The 13950-nt window shown below is 39.9% G+C and carries 15 protein-coding genes and 1 tRNA gene; 12 read left to right on the forward strand and 4 right to left on the reverse strand.

All coding sequences use genetic code 11. The annotated features are described in order from the left end of the window. The first annotated feature begins 11 nt into the window (after nt 1–11). From FC32_RS04010 to FC32_RS04040, 7 genes are all read left to right on the forward strand, one after another. Nucleotides 12–1016 carry a hypothetical protein gene (locus tag FC32_RS04010; RefSeq protein WP_025086683.1) on the forward strand — a complete coding sequence of 335 codons (1005 nt, stop codon included), beginning with the start codon at nt 12–14 and terminating at the stop codon, nt 1014–1016. Between the two features lie 9 nt (nt 1017–1025). Beyond that, entirely contained in the window at nt 1026–2540 is a 1515-nt protein-coding gene (locus FC32_RS04015; RefSeq protein ID WP_035459572.1) for an FGGY-family carbohydrate kinase, read from the forward strand. Nucleotides 2541–2611: 71 nt separating this feature from the next. Further along, on the forward strand, nt 2612–2992 hold the full coding sequence (locus tag FC32_RS04020) for a hypothetical protein (RefSeq protein ID WP_025086684.1): 381 nt from the start codon (nt 2612–2614) through the stop codon (nt 2990–2992). A gap of 73 nt (nt 2993–3065) precedes the next feature. After that, nucleotides 3066–4040, forward strand: a complete 975-nt coding sequence (locus FC32_RS04025; protein ID WP_025086685.1) for a Gfo/Idh/MocA family protein — start codon at nt 3066–3068, stop codon at nt 4038–4040. A gap of 54 nt (nt 4041–4094) precedes the next feature. Continuing rightward, a tRNA-Pro gene (locus FC32_RS04030) sits at nt 4095–4168 on the forward strand. 175 nt (nt 4169–4343) lie between these two features. Continuing rightward, the gene (locus FC32_RS04035) at nt 4344–4814 is read left to right on the forward strand and encodes a CtsR family transcriptional regulator (protein WP_025086686.1); all 471 of its coding nucleotides are present in this window, start codon (nt 4344–4346) and stop codon (nt 4812–4814) included. Nucleotides 4815–4832: 18 nt separating this feature from the next. Further along, nucleotides 4833–7313, forward strand: coding sequence for an ATP-dependent Clp protease ATP-binding subunit (locus FC32_RS04040; RefSeq protein ID WP_025086687.1), 2481 nt, complete (start codon nt 4833–4835; stop codon nt 7311–7313). 81 nt (nt 7314–7394) lie between these two features. Here the strand turns inward: FC32_RS04040 and FC32_RS04045 are convergent, their stop codons facing one another. Next, the gene (locus FC32_RS04045) at nt 7395–7775 is read right to left on the reverse strand and encodes a VOC family protein (RefSeq protein WP_025086688.1); all 381 of its coding nucleotides are present in this window, start codon (nt 7773–7775) and stop codon (nt 7395–7397) included. A gap of 155 nt (nt 7776–7930) precedes the next feature. On the opposite strand from FC32_RS04045, the gene FC32_RS04050 reads away from it, so the two are divergent. Further along, entirely contained in the window at nt 7931–9127 is a 1197-nt protein-coding gene (locus FC32_RS04050; protein ID WP_025086689.1) for an MFS transporter, read from the forward strand. Between the two features lie 7 nt (nt 9128–9134). Here the strand turns inward: FC32_RS04050 and FC32_RS10525 are convergent, their stop codons facing one another. Together FC32_RS10525 and abc-f are read right to left on the reverse strand one after the other, a co-directional pair. Then, entirely contained in the window at nt 9135–9335 is a 201-nt protein-coding gene (locus tag FC32_RS10525) for a hypothetical protein (RefSeq protein WP_155891429.1), read from the reverse strand. 131 nt (nt 9336–9466) lie between these two features. Beyond that, nucleotides 9467–10930 carry a ribosomal protection-like ABC-F family protein gene (gene abc-f, locus FC32_RS04055; protein WP_056957283.1) on the reverse strand — a complete coding sequence of 488 codons (1464 nt, stop codon included), beginning with the start codon at nt 10928–10930 and terminating at the stop codon, nt 9467–9469. Between the two features lie 476 nt (nt 10931–11406). On the opposite strand from abc-f, the gene FC32_RS04060 reads away from it, so the two are divergent. From FC32_RS04060 to FC32_RS04075, 4 genes are all read left to right on the forward strand, one after another. Further along, on the forward strand, nt 11407–11652 hold the full coding sequence (locus tag FC32_RS04060; RefSeq protein ID WP_025086690.1) for a hypothetical protein: 246 nt from the start codon (nt 11407–11409) through the stop codon (nt 11650–11652). 51 nt (nt 11653–11703) lie between these two features. Further along, on the forward strand, nt 11704–11916 hold the full coding sequence (locus FC32_RS04065) for a hypothetical protein (protein WP_025086691.1): 213 nt from the start codon (nt 11704–11706) through the stop codon (nt 11914–11916). Between the two features lie 68 nt (nt 11917–11984). Next, nucleotides 11985–12293 (forward strand): hypothetical protein, encoded by a 309-nt coding sequence (locus FC32_RS04070; protein WP_025086692.1) that lies wholly within the window; start codon nt 11985–11987, stop codon nt 12291–12293. Nucleotides 12294–12600: 307 nt separating this feature from the next. Then, nucleotides 12601–13197 carry a hypothetical protein gene (locus FC32_RS04075; protein WP_025086693.1) on the forward strand — a complete coding sequence of 199 codons (597 nt, stop codon included), beginning with the start codon at nt 12601–12603 and terminating at the stop codon, nt 13195–13197. Between the two features lie 132 nt (nt 13198–13329). Here the strand turns inward: FC32_RS04075 and FC32_RS04080 are convergent, their stop codons facing one another. Continuing rightward, nucleotides 13330–13893, reverse strand: coding sequence for a TetR/AcrR family transcriptional regulator (locus FC32_RS04080; protein WP_025086694.1), 564 nt, complete (start codon nt 13891–13893; stop codon nt 13330–13332). Between the last annotated feature and the right edge of the window lie 57 nt (nt 13894–13950).

Here is a 13950-nt window from a genome sequence, read left to right on the forward strand (position 1 = left end):
GGGAAATAATTATGAAATTTACGAAGATATTTACCGATAATTTAGATCACTGTTATGCGGTGATGCGCTTAAAAGCTCAGGGACGTGATTTTTTGGTGGTGGCATCCGAAGAAGACGCACCGTGTTATGCCTACGATCTAGATGACAACTTTAAAAAGCAGCTCGTGTGGGAAGACGTCGGAGGCACAATGACTTTAGTTCAGATCCCAGGAACCTTAGATTTCTTGGCAACGCAACGCTTTTATCCGGGCTTTAATGCCAAGACTTGCCGGATCGTTAAAGAAACCTGGACTGGCGCTGGTTGGCACCAAACCGTGCTCGGGGACTTTCCTTACGTTCACCGGTTTGATCTGTTGCCAAAAGATGATGGCCAAGGCTATTGGTATGTAGGTTGTTCGATCGCAAATAGTAAACAAGGCGAAGATGATTGGTCTGATCCGGGAAAAATCTGGGTGGGCGAATATGATCCGAAGACCGAAAAGATCACTAAAGAAGCATTAGACTTAGCGTTACAAAAAAATCATGGTTATAAGCGCATGGATGGTTATTCGCTGATCACGGGAGTTCAAGGGCTCTTTAAATTGACTTGGCCGACGAAAGCTGAGTCTTGGCAATTAGAACAACTCTTGGACCATGAGATCTCAGATATCGTTAGTGCCGATCTAAATGGGGATGGCAAGGAAGAATATCTCATGGTCGAGGGCTTTCACGGGCCTGATCTGCGCTTGACCACCAGTGATTTTAAGACGGTGACTAAAAAAGCAGGACAAACACCTTTTGGGCATGCTTTATGGGGTGGAAAATTAGGTCAAAATGAGTACTTTATTTTTGGCTGGCGCCAAGGTGAACGTGATTTAGTGTTGATCACGGCTGAAGATCTGAGTTTTCAAGTGATCCAACAAGATGTTGGACCAAGTAATATTTTAGTCTATGCTAAAGACGATAAGCAGTATCTTTTGTCAGCTAACCGTGAAGTAAATGAAGTTGCCGTGTATCTGATCGAACCAGCAGAGTAGGTGAGTTAGATGGAAAAATATTTTCTTAGTATTGATAATGGTGGGACTAATACAAAGATCATCATTTTTGATCATCATGGCAATGAATTAGGCAGCCAAGCTTTTCCGACCAAAGATCTCAGCCCCAAACCAGGCTTTCATGAACTTGATCTGGTCCAATTACGCCAAGATGTTTTGCTTAATATCAAACAAGCGCTAAAAAAGACAGGGCTGACTGGTGAGCAGATCAGTGCGGTAGTGACGGTGGGCCATGGCAAGGGCTTATATGTGCTTGATCAAGCTGGCGAGATCATGATGAATGGGATCTTATCGGCGGATAGTCGGGCTAAAGATTTAGCCGTAGAATTTGAAAAAAAGGTCGCTACCGTTTATGATCATGCTAAACAACACGTCATGGCAAGCCAAGCTCCGGTGTTATTAGCGTGGTTAAAAAAGCATGACCCTAAAAAATACGCCCAGATCGGTAGTGTTTTAGCTAATAAGGATCTCATGGGATATTTTTTGACGGGTGAGATCAAACAAGAAATCGGGGATGCTTCGGGGAATCATTTCCTTGATCTAGCAACGGGACACTATGATTCAAAGTTATTTGAATTTTTTGGGATCGAAGAGATGTATCTTAAGATGTCTCCATTGATCAAAGCGACTGATGTTCGGGGCAAAATCACGCCTGAAGTGGCAAAAATGACAGGCTTAGTGACAGGGACGCCGGTATTTAGTGGTTTATTTGATATTGATGCGTGCGCATTAGCCACGGGTGTGTTAGCTGAGGATAAGTTTAGCGTGATCGCAGGAACGTGGAATATCAATACTTTTCCTAGTGAAAAAACAGCACCTCTAGCAAGTGGTTTGATGAATTCTCTTTTTCCAACTGATAAATGGCTCGTTGAAGCATCTAGTCCAACTTCAGCAGGTAATTTAGCCTTAATGATCAAATTGTTGCTGGAAAAAGAAGTCGCGCAAGCCAAGGATAAAGGCAAAACGATCTATGATGACTTAGAAGTTTTTTTGGCAAATAGCGATGCGACATTTACCAAACTCATTTATTTCCCATTTCTTTATGGCAGTAATGTCTCGACGGATGCTAAGGCGAGTTTTTTGGGACTTGATAATAAAACGACACGTTCGGAGATGATCAGAGCTGTCTATGAAGGGATCGTCTTTGCACATTACCAACACCTGACTGAATTATTAAGTGTCGCTAAAACAGCGCCATCCGTGGTGCGTATCTCTGGTGGAGCCACTAATTCAAAGGCATGGGTCCAAATGTTTGCCGATGTTTTTGGGCTCCCCGTTGAAACGGTGGCCGCCAGTGAGCTAGGAGGCTTAGGTGGGGCGTTGACCTGTGCGGTTGGACTGGGGCTATACCCTGATTTTAAAACGGCCTGTTCCCACATGGTCACGGTCAAAGAGCGCTTTGAACCAAATCAAAAACAACATGCATTGTATGCGAAAAAATATCAAATTTATCAAGCTTTATTGACCGCATTAGAACCAGTTTGGTCTAAATTTGATGAACGTTAGCTAAAGAGAGCATCTGCGCTCTCTTTTTTTAGTTGCGGTGGTATACTTTGGGGCAAAAGGGGGAGTAGTATGTGGATGAACTAGTAAATTTACACCTAAAAAATAGTTGGCGTCGCCTCAATTTGTTTTGTGCGTTATTTATTGTGTTACAATTGGGGACAATATTAATGCTGGGCAATTTTTGGACGATGTTAGTCGTGATGGGTGTGGCTGCTCTGTTACAAAATTCGTTTGACCTAGGTTTGGGCTTGCAATTGATAGTTATGGCGCTCGGGCTTGGTTTGATTTTTAATTATTGGAGTTTATATTATGAATTAACTAGTCCACAATATCGGTTGTGGTACGGTAAAACAGCTTTTTATTGGCTTATTTCTAAGAGCATTTTTGCACTTCTTTGCTGGGTGACCTTTCATCAATTATTAGTTTTAGTGATCTTGGTAGCTGTTACTTAGTAGCTAAGTTTTGTTTTAGTAATTTGTTTTTGATACGATCGAAAGTAAATAAGTGAGTTTTGGGGGTAATAAAATGAAAAATTATCATTGGGCAACTTTAGGATGTGGCGTTATTGCAAATGAATTAGCCCAAGCAATGCAACAAAATGGGCAAAATCTTTATAGTGTGGCTAACCGGACCCACAGTAAAGCCGTAGAGTTTGCCCAAAAATACGGGATCAAAAAAGTCTACGACCAAATTGAAGATGTCTTTTCAGATCCTGAGGTGGATATTATTTATATTTCCACACCGCATAATACGCATATCAAATACTTAAGACAAGCGTTAAAAGCCGGTAAGCACGTTTTATGTGAAAAGGCGATCACCTTAAATTCAGCTGAACTAGCAGAAGCAAAGCAACTGGCACAAGAAAACCACGTAGTCTTAGCCGAAGCGATGACGATTTATCACATGCCGATCTATCAAGAATTGTCCCAGATCATTTCAAGCGGACGTTTAGGGGCGTTAAAGATGTTGCAGTTAAACTTTGGTAGTTACAAAGACTATGACATGACGAACCGATTCTTTAACCCTAACTTAGCTGGTGGGGCGTTGCTAGATATTGGGGTTTATGCCTTGTCGTTAGTGCGGTGGTTCATGCAAGAAAAGCCCACTCAGATCATGTCCCAAGTTAAATTAGCACCAAGTGGGGTCGATGAACAAGCCGGGATCTTATTACAAAATGATGTGGGCGAGATGGCGACTGTGGCTTTGACGTTACACGCTAAGCAACCTAAACGAGCAACGATCGCCTTTGATAAGGGCTACATTGAGATCTTTGATTATCCGCGTGGGTCTAAGGCAACGATCACTTATACTGCCGATGGCGCGGTCGAAGTGATCGAGGCAGGTTCTTTAGCTCAAGCCTTACGCTATGAAGTAAACGATATGCAAAAAGCGCTTGCAGGTGAACCTGAAGTGATGCACTTTGATTATACGTGGGATGTAATGGAAATGATGACTGCGATCAGAAAACAATGGGGCTTATTATACCCAGAAGAACGTTAGCTAGATTTTTTTCTTTGCGAATCGTAAGATAAGTATTATAATGGTAATTGTTTCCGGGATGTAGCTCAGTTTGGTAGAGCACCACGTTCGGGACGTGGGGGTCGCAGGTTCAAATCCTGTCATCCCGATGATCATTACCAACTCAGGGTCGTGCGTTATGTGCGACCCTTTTTGTTTTCTGGTAGATCTTTACTATCTTTAAGTAAGTTTAAAGAGATAAATTTGCGCTAATTCATTGCCAATCATGGAGTAGAGCGTTTATAATAATAGTCAAAGTTAGTCAAACAAATTGAGGATAGTTTTATGCAAAATCGTAATATTTCCGATATAATCGAACAATATTTAAAAAGCATACTTGCTGAAGCTTCTCAAATCGAGATCAAACGTTCTGAGGTTGCGGATCAATTTGATTGTGTTCCTTCCCAGATCAATTATGTGATCAAGACGCGATTTACGCTCCAAAACGGCTATTTAGTCGAAAGCAAGCGGGGCGGAGGCGGTTATATCCGAATTGCGAAAGTCGATTTGATCAGTGATCCCGATATTTTAGATGAGATGATCGAGTATGTGGGTGATAGTATTAGTGAAACTAAGGCATTTCAAATCATTCAGACACTCTATGAAAATGACTTATTGACACATAAAGAAGCACATTTAGTGGCAGCCGCGATCGAGAGAAGTACGCTAGCACTATCCGATAACAAGTTAGAGGATCTGATCCGAGCTAAGATCATGAGTAGTATTTTGAATCGTTTGCGTTGCGCTGATCAATAATAGAAAGAAGGGAATCTTATGGATTCAACATCTTACACACCTAGTGCCAATCAAGTGCTTTTACTTGCACAAGAACAGGCAAATTATTTCAAACACCAAGCAATCGGCACAGAACATTTGTTGTTGGCCTTGGTCATGGAAGAAAATGGCGTGGCCGGACAAGTGTTGCGCCAAGCGCTCGTCAGCAGTGTCGATGTTAAAGAAGAGATCGAACGTTTAGCGGGTTATGGGACGTTAAGACGCCAAGCGCCAGATAACTATTTGCCATACTCGCCTAAGGCTAAAGCAATTTTAAATGATGCTTTGGGTCAAGCAATGATGATGGGTTCATCTAAGATCGGCACAGAGCATCTATTATTGGCTTTATTAAATGATGATAATATCTTATCTTCGCGGATCTTGTATAGCTTACAAATTGATACACGGCGTTTACGCCAACTATTGTTACGTCAATTAGGCATGACAGATCGGCAACGTCAACGTTTAGCTAAACGAGCAAACGAAGAAAGCAAGCGTTCCAAGACAGAGACCTTAGACGGCTTAGCCCGTGATATGACAGCAATCGCGCGCAATGAAGATACTGACCCTGTGATCGGGCGCACAAGTGAAGTCAAACGAGTCATCCAAGTTTTGAGTCGCCGAACCAAAAACAACCCAGTCTTACTGGGCGAACCTGGTGTCGGTAAAACGGCAGTTGCTGAAGGCTTAGCCCAAGCAATCGTGCGTGGCGATGTGCCTGAAAACTTGTTAGACAAGCGGTTAATGATGCTTGATATGGGGTCACTTGTTGCGGGGACTAAATACCGGGGTGAATTTGAAGACCGTTTGAAACGGATCTTAGAAGAGATCTATCGTGACGGTAAGGTCATCTTATTTATCGACGAAATGCATACTTTGATCGGGGCTGGTGGTGCAGAAGGTGCGATCGATGCTTCAAATATTTTGAAACCAGCGCTTGCGAGAGGTGAAGTGCAAGTAATCGGTGCTACAACGTTAGATGAATATCAAAAATACGTTGAATCCGACCCTGCTTTAGAACGGCGCTTTGCAACTGTGATGGTCGAAGAACCAGATCAAGCTGAGACGCTAGAGATCTTAAAAGGTGTGCGTCCACGTTACGAAAAACACCACAAAGTCAAGATCAGTGATGAAGCCTTAGAAGCTTCGGTAAAATTAAGTTCACGCTATATCACCAAGCGTTTCTTGCCGGATAAAGCAATTGATCTGATGGACGAAGCAGCTGCTCGTTTACGGATCATCAATGCTGAAAAGAGCAGTCGTTTAGGTAAGGCAAAACAACAACTCCAAGAAGTGTCAGATAGCTATGAAGAAGAGATCTTGCACGAAAACTTTGATGACGCAGCGCGCTTACGCAAAGATGTCTTGAAGCTAAAAGATCGTGTGGCTAAATTGACCCGTGAACAAGAAGCCCGTGACGAAAAGCAAGATTACCAAGCTATCGTTAGTGAAGAAGATGTGGCAAGTGTAGTCGCCGAATGGACCGGGGTACCCGTTACACAGTTGACTAAATCGGAAAGTCAACGTTTGGTCGGCTTAGAAAAGATCTTGCACCAACGAGTCGTGGGCCAAGATGAAGCTATCAGCTCGATCGCTAAGGCAATTCGTCGTTCGCGCAGTGGCTTAAGTGATCCAACGCGTCCGATCGGCTCATTTATGTTCTTAGGACCTACTGGTGTGGGTAAAACTGAATTAGCTAAGGCCTTAGCCGAAGCAATGTTTGGTTCAGAAGATGCCATGATCAGAGTCGACATGAGCGAATATATGGAAAAATACTCCACTAGTCGTTTAGTGGGGGCTCCTCCAGGATATGTGGGCTACGATGAAGGTGGGCAACTTTCTGAAAAAGTGCGCAACAAGCCTTATTCAGTCGTCTTATTAGACGAAGTTGAAAAAGCTCACCCGGATGTCTTTAATATCTTGTTGCAAGTTTTAGACGATGGGTATTTGACTGATTCTAAGGGACGTAAAGTCAACTTTAGAAACACGATCATCATCATGACGTCTAACTTAGGCGCAACTGCTTTGCGGGATGAAAAATCGGTTGGTTTTGGTGCAGGCAATTCCTTAGATGATTACGCAGCTATGTCTGCTAAGATCAGAGAAGCTTTGAAGAAAAACTTCCGTCCCGAATTTTTGAACCGGATTGATGAAGTTGTGATTTTCCACTCACTTGAAAAAGAAGAGTTACACCAAATCGTGAAGTTGATGGCTAAAGAGATCATTTCCCGTGTGGCTGAACGCAACGTGAAACTAAAAATCACGCCAGCCGCGATCGATGTGGTCGCCAAAGCTGGTTTTGATCCTGAATACGGTGCGCGTCCGATCAGACGTGCTTTGCAAAATGAGATCGAAGACCGGTTGAGTGAAGCCTTACTAGAAGGCAAGATCGTCACCGGTGCCACGGTCACGGTTGGAGCTAAGAAAGGCAAGATCACTTTGTCGATCAAAGAGCCAACCACTGAGAAAGTAAAAAATTAGGCAGTTTAATGAGACTATGAGCTAAACAAGCCCCCGTGAGTCGTTTGGGATTCACGGGGGCTTGTTTTTTTATGGATATTTTTAATCGGTGGTAAGTTCAAGTAAATTGCCTTCAGGGTCTTGGATAACGGCCTCATAGTAGCCATCACCAGTCGTACGTGGCCCACTTAACAGGGGAAAGCCAGCAGCTAAAAATTTTTCAACGTAGGCGTTAACAGCCTCCTTAGTCCCGACTGCGATTGCCAAATGAGCATAGCCAAGACTGTCGGCGATACGTGGACTGAGATGTTGTTTTGCCATCAATTCTAAGCGACTACCAGAATCGAAAGTGACAAAATAAGAGTAAAAACCAGTTTTTGGATTGTGATAGCGTTTGATGCTAGTCACGTTGAAGTAAGTCTCATAAAATTCTTTCATTTTTTCGAGATCTTTTTCCCAAAGCGCCACATGTTCGATTTTCATTTAGCATCATTCCTTCCTACAATTACTATACTTGATAAGTAGTAGGGTGGGGCAAGTGAAGAGAATTTTTGTTTTAATGATTTTAGAATATTTGTTGAGTTGTAATTTAGCCATAAAAAACTACAATTAAGTGCAAACAAAGGGGAGGTGCACTTATGAACCGTAAAATCATTTTACTAACGCAGTTTATCTTAAGTTTTGGTGGGGGAATGTCAAATATTGCCTTACTAACATTGATCACTAAATGGTTTGTGTCCGCTAATTATGTGGGGATCTATTCATTTTGCCTGTTTGTGCCCCGTGTTTTACTGGCAATTTATATTGGAAACCAAGTTGATCAAACTAAAAATTTAAAAAGATTATTGTTGCTTTCCATGGGATGGACAGCTTTTTTCATGCTGATCGTGACTGGCAGTGTGATCTTAGAATTCAAGCACTTTTGGTGGTTAGTAATTTGGTCATTGGGCTATGAAATCGCAAGTAGCTATTATTTACCAATTTTGACCAGACTATTGGTGGAGCTATTTGCGCGTGCAGAACTGAGTAAGTTAAATGCTTCGTTAAGCACAGCGGTTACGAGTGCTAACCTATTTTCTGGTTTGATCGTGACATTAGCAATGTGGGTTGTTAATTTAGGGATCTTTTTAGCTCTTGATCTAGGGCTATATTTGTTGGGACTAACTCTATTTTTGGCTTTAAAAGTTGAGCCTAAAGTTCTAAATGAATCTCAGTCAGTTGAAAGTTTTGGTTCATTGTGGAATGGAGTTAAAGTCGTCAAACAATTATTGCGCAAAAATTGTTACTTAGCGCCTGTTTTTTATTTGGCGTTGCTTTTTAATATCGTTTTGGCACCTCAAAGCGTGTATTTTGCTGAATTGGCGCATAATGTGTTTTACGATTTAAAATTACTGGGGGTGTTTAACACGTTATTTGTTAGTGGTTTTTTACTGGGCTCGCTTTTTTATCGTGTTGTGGATGTGCGTTTAAAAATTCATGAGTATATTAGTGCTGCCTCGGTCTTAGTTCCAGTGGCATTTAGCTTGATTGGGTCTACGGTAAAATGGTTAGTCTATGGTGGTATTGTATTATTAGGCTTTGCGATCCCCTTATATAATATTTCAACCCGGATCATTTTACAGACAAAAATCAAAAAAGACCAGGTCGCCACGGTTTCAAACAGCTATTATGCGCTGTTGAATGCGACCCAGCCGGTGGGGTTGTTAGGTTTTCCATATTTGATCTCACTGTGCGGTCTTAGTTCGATCCTTTTAGGCAGTGCGGTTTTACTGGCATTAGTAACGATGGTTGTCTTGCTTTCAAAGCAGATCAGTTCAGACTTAGACTTAGAGTGAGAATCGCTCACGGGGTATTAACGCCAACGTGGATCACAAAGAACACTGCAAGAGCAGATAATAAAATTATGGGAATAAAGGTCAGCGGTAGTAAGAAGCGATATTTGTGGCGAACGTAAAAAAATTGGTAGATGAAATAGAGACACCAAATGATATTTGAGATGAAAAGCGTCGCGAACAATAATTTGACGAAAACAAATCCTAACATTAAGATCACCTTCCTATGTCCAAAATTAGCTCGGGGAGGTATGTTTTATAGGGTAATTATACAATAAAAGTATAAATGACTTAGGTTGTGGACACAAAAATCCCACTAGCTTTGTTGGCTAGCGGGATTTTTTAGGCTAATTCAATGACTTTATCAGCAATTTGGTTGATGAAATTTTGGTCGTGTTCGATGATCAGCATCGCGGGATGAACGTGGTGTAAAAGTTCGATCAATTGATCTTGGTTATAAATGTCTAAATAATTTAACGGTTCGTCCCAAAGATAAAGTTCCGCTGGGGTTGCTAGGCTAGCAGCTAACTGAACTTTCTTTTGTTGGCCTAAGCTCATGTGCTCGATTCGCGTGGAAAAACTGTGACGCTCAAGCCCTAATTTCTTGAGCAAAGTTAATAGGAGCGTGTAGTCAAGTTGGCGTTTTTGCGCAAATTCTTTGAGCGTCCCTGTTTCGGTGGTGAAATCTTGGTCGATCACACTGAAATTTGGAGTGTTAAGCGTGAGTTTTCCATTTTTAGTAGCGGTGCTTTTATCCAAGAGTGCTTGTAAAATGCTTGATTTACCACTACCATTTTTGCCTTTTACTACAACGATCTCGTGTGCGTTAATGTCAAAGTTCAGCTGAGAAAAGAGTTCTTTTTCATAGGCCAAACTGAAATTTTTTGCTTGCACTAACAGTTGTCGGTGAGTTGGCTGGTAATTTAGGCTCAACGCTTCACGGGTCTCAAGGTTGGCGAGCTGTTGTTCTTTTTTTCGCAGTTGTTCTTGGGCACGATTGCTCAAGGCTGTTTTACGCTTCATCACTTTGGCAGCACGGTGTCCGATAAAGCCTTTGTCAGCGTGAGCGTTATTTTGCTTTTGTTTTTCTGCTTGGTTAGCCCAGTTTTCCTTGACTAAGGCTGCTTGTTTTAGGCGGTGCAATTCGTGTCTGGTCTTTTCATTTTGCGCTTGATCGGTTTGATCACGGCGCTTTTTTTGTTGCTCATAAGAACTAAAATCACCTTTTTCTAAAATGATCTGGGCTTTTTCGATCACTAAAGTATGGTCGATCAGTTGATTTAAAAAGTTTCGGTCGTGGCTAGTTACGATAAAGCCTTGCTTCTTTTGGTTGAGATAATCACATAATTCTTGTCTACCTGCTTGATCAAGATGATTAGTTGGTTCATCGAGCAGTAAAAAGCGGTCTGTTTGGCAAAAGAGCGCACACAGCATGAGTTTAGTCTGTTCGCCGCTACTTAAAGTTTCAAATGGACGCCAGAGAAGGTCTTCTGAGAGACCGAATAACTTAAGTTCGCGTTTTAATTCCCAAGTTTCAAACGTTCCTGTTTCGGCTAAGCAATAAAGCGCTAATTGTTGTTTATCGGCAATCGGTTGCGGGAAATATCCTAGCGCAACAGGCAAATTGAGTTGCCCAGTATAGGAAAGTTTATTTTGTAAGATGTTAAATAGAGTCGTTTTTCCCCGTCCGTTGCGTCCTAATAAACCTAAGCGCCAAGTTGTATCGAGTTCAAAATTGGCATTTTCAAAGAGTGGTGCTTGTCCTGGATAAGCAAAAGTAAGATTTTTTAGTGAAATATTAGTCATAAATTTCTGCCCCCTTAGTGTTTTTTGGGAACAAAAAAAGTCTGCACAAGGGCAGACTGAGTCAATGCGCATCAGCCTAAAAACCTAAATTCTGCCCAAGTGAAACCGACCCTGTTTGTTCCCAGAGTTGTTAAACTTGTGTTGTGCAGAATTTAGAATTTCAATGGCGACGCCTCCGTTCGTAAATAAGATTAATTTGAGATTAGCAGTAATTTTTATTATTGTCAATAATTTTTTAGGATAAAGTACTTTACTGCTATAGTAAACTTTATTTTTAGACATATAGTTGTTGCCATTTTTTTAGGAAATGACGGATTAAATTGTTGCTTTAAAAAGGTTTATTTGAATTTTATTCGTTGAATTGTACGATGAAATTGTCATTTGAAATAACAATAACAAGAAAATTATAATAAGGTGAACTGTTGAATGAGATAATATTTGCTTGTTGATGCAATTATATTAAAGGAATTATAGTAATGGAAAAATACAATGATACTTATCAGCTATTTCGAGATATGCTGGGGGAAACCGCGGTTAATAAAATTTACGATAACCTACATGGAAGTTCAATTTACTTTCCTTCTAGGTTATATTCAAAAGATTATGTACGTTTTAAAATTCAAGAAAATATGGATCGTTTGACAGTTCGTGAATTATCACGGTTGACAGGCTATAGTGAACGAAGTGTAAGAAGAATTATAAGTGAGATAAATGATAAGTAGATATATCTAACTAAATTTCTTTAATTATATAAACTATGGGGGGTGAACTACATGGCTGGAAAAGATATTTTAAGATTCGTTGAATGGGCATTTACAGGAACAGATCCAGAACTTACGAAAAAAGTTAATAATCAATGGGATGAGTTAAAACAATATGATGATAATACTTTAGTAAGAATAATGGATTCCGACCCAGATCATTCACGTAGACGAACTGCAGAACAAATTCTAAAGACGAGAATCGAACGCAGAAGAAGACTTTAATCTAAAAAGAGCTCTATAGGTTATTGAGTGGCTTAATTGGGCTCTTTTTTCAGTTGGGATGAGATACTATGTTAAAGATAATTTTTTTTATTGCTATTATTTATATTTGCTGGAAATTTGTATTACCATGGATTAATAAAGAGTTTGGCATGAAAATAGGTGCTGCGGAAATATTTGCAGGAATTGTTGCAATTATTGCATGGGCATTTAAGACGACATCAGCTAATGAGCAAGCATCAAGAAATCAAATGGATGAATTAAATAAGCTTGATGATCAGTCATTGGTAAGAATAATGGATTCTGATCCAGATCATTCTAGAAGAATGGGTGCTAAAATCATTTTGGAAAATAGAATGAAACGCAGAAGAAATTTATAATTTAATCTACTTTGATTAAAGATGATAATAAATTAGTATATATGCAAGAGTAAGGATAGTGATCATTAAAGATGAGATACTATCCTATTTTTATGTTGAGAAAAGTGGACGCTTTTTATTTAGTATAATTGCTTGAGTCGAGTGAAGTTACTAATTAGTTATTTTATAATGTGTTTGCATTGGATTAAGAAAACTTCCTAATGTTATAATATAAAAATTCATTAAAAGAGGATTATAAAATGATGATCAAACCTATTTTTGGGTTAATATTTTCGATATAGCCCTTGGAAGTTCAAAAAAGAGTAAAGTGAAGGAGATAGTTCTTAAAGTAGTCGTAGCTGTCATTCTCATTCCATGCTTTATTATAATAATTTCGAATAGTGTGGTTTCTATTGCTGATAAAATAGATAAAACCAATGCGTCAATAATTGCAGAACTAGCAGGTACAGTTCTTTCGGTATTGGTAGCAGTTGGTGGCTATATTTATACAAAAAATCAAGATAAAGTACAGGCAGTTCATGCTGAAAGTGGGTGGCGTAAGAAACTATTAGAATTGGAAATAGTGCCAACCTATTCTATAGGACATTTAATAAAGTTGAATGCGTTTATCAATTCGTTCAATGATGATGAAAATAGTATTGATAACTATGTGAATCAGGTAATAATAAATATCTTGAAACAGCATAAGATTCTATCATGTGTCAAACGTATACCTACTAATATTGACAGTTCAAAATTTCCAAATAATGTTGAAAAAATATTGGAGTTGCCTAGCAAAACTAGTATTTTTGATTATAGTATTGAGGATGATAAAAAGAAAGAAGCATTGAGCTCTGTAGAACAAAATGAAGTTCGTCGTTGTATTCATGCGCTACTAAAGAATGATTGGGATAACATTACATGAAAGGCTAAATAAGTTAAGAAAAATGTGCTAATTAAATAGTAAAAATGAAATTTGCTATTGTGGAAATTTTCGGTATTGGATATTTGATAGCACAAAAGCTGGACTAACCCAAATAAGCTAGTCCAGCTTTTTTTATCCCCGCAAAAACGACTCCGGCGAACGCACCATCATTTCCAAAAATACTTGAGAAAACTGGGTGGGGTGCAGCGGAACCTCATCACTTAGCCAAGCAGAAATAATTGCAATAATATGATCAGTCAGGATTTTCACCGTCTTTTCTTGTGAGAGTGGTGAGTTTAATCCAGGCTGATTTTTGAGATACATGATAGCTGCAGTAGAGTACTTCTCGTATAGATACTTGCGCCACTTTAGGTCAATATTAGTGCCATAAAGCACCTTTAGCCACTCGCGATGTTGGTAGATCAAAGGCAAGATCTGTTCGGCGATTCCTTGATACAACTTATTGGGAGGTAAGGTCAAAACTTTTTGTTCAAATACTTGCCAGATCTGCTCATCAATGGTGAGATGGATATATTCAAAGATCTCAGTGACACTTTTAAAGTGCTTCTGATAGATTGCTTGGCGTGAGATCCCAGCTTCAAGGGCGATCTCGGTCAAAGTCAATTGTTCTTGGTGGCGGTCTTTTAAAGCTAAGCGCATCACGGCGTTAATGATCATTTCGCGTGTTTCTCGCATTTTCTCAACTCCTTCGCTAAAAATTGTCACGGTGTCAATTTATCTGAGATAATGACA

The sequence above is a fragment of the Ligilactobacillus apodemi DSM 16634 = JCM 16172 genome, from assembly GCF_001434405.1.
GTDB lineage: Bacteria > Bacillota > Bacilli > Lactobacillales > Lactobacillaceae > Ligilactobacillus > Ligilactobacillus apodemi.

Excerpts from the sequence above, each read along its gene's own strand:
- FC32_RS04040 (WP_025086687.1), top strand. The coding sequence starts at position 4,833 with ATGGATTCAACATCTTACACACCTAGTGCCAATCAAGTGCTTTTACTT.
- FC32_RS10525 (WP_155891429.1), bottom strand. The coding sequence starts at position 9,335 with ATGTTAGGATTTGTTTTCGTCAAATTATTGTTCGCGACGCTTTTCATC.
- FC32_RS04060 (WP_025086690.1), top strand. The coding sequence starts at position 11,407 with ATGGAAAAATACAATGATACTTATCAGCTATTTCGAGATATGCTGGGG.
- FC32_RS04070 (WP_025086692.1), top strand. The coding sequence starts at position 11,985 with ATGTTAAAGATAATTTTTTTTATTGCTATTATTTATATTTGCTGGAAA.
- FC32_RS04050 (WP_025086689.1), top strand. The coding sequence starts at position 7,931 with ATGAACCGTAAAATCATTTTACTAACGCAGTTTATCTTAAGTTTTGGT.
- FC32_RS04065 (WP_025086691.1), top strand. The coding sequence starts at position 11,704 with ATGGCTGGAAAAGATATTTTAAGATTCGTTGAATGGGCATTTACAGGA.
- FC32_RS04045 (WP_025086688.1), bottom strand. The coding sequence starts at position 7,775 with ATGAAAATCGAACATGTGGCGCTTTGGGAAAAAGATCTCGAAAAAATG.
- FC32_RS04080 (WP_025086694.1), bottom strand. The coding sequence starts at position 13,893 with ATGCGAGAAACACGCGAAATGATCATTAACGCCGTGATGCGCTTAGCT.
- abc-f (WP_056957283.1), bottom strand. The coding sequence starts at position 10,930 with ATGACTAATATTTCACTAAAAAATCTTACTTTTGCTTATCCAGGACAA.
- FC32_RS04035 (WP_025086686.1), top strand. The coding sequence starts at position 4,344 with ATGCAAAATCGTAATATTTCCGATATAATCGAACAATATTTAAAAAGC.
- FC32_RS04010 (WP_025086683.1), top strand. The coding sequence starts at position 12 with ATGAAATTTACGAAGATATTTACCGATAATTTAGATCACTGTTATGCG.
- FC32_RS04015 (WP_035459572.1), top strand. The coding sequence starts at position 1,026 with ATGGAAAAATATTTTCTTAGTATTGATAATGGTGGGACTAATACAAAG.
- FC32_RS04025 (WP_025086685.1), top strand. The coding sequence starts at position 3,066 with ATGAAAAATTATCATTGGGCAACTTTAGGATGTGGCGTTATTGCAAAT.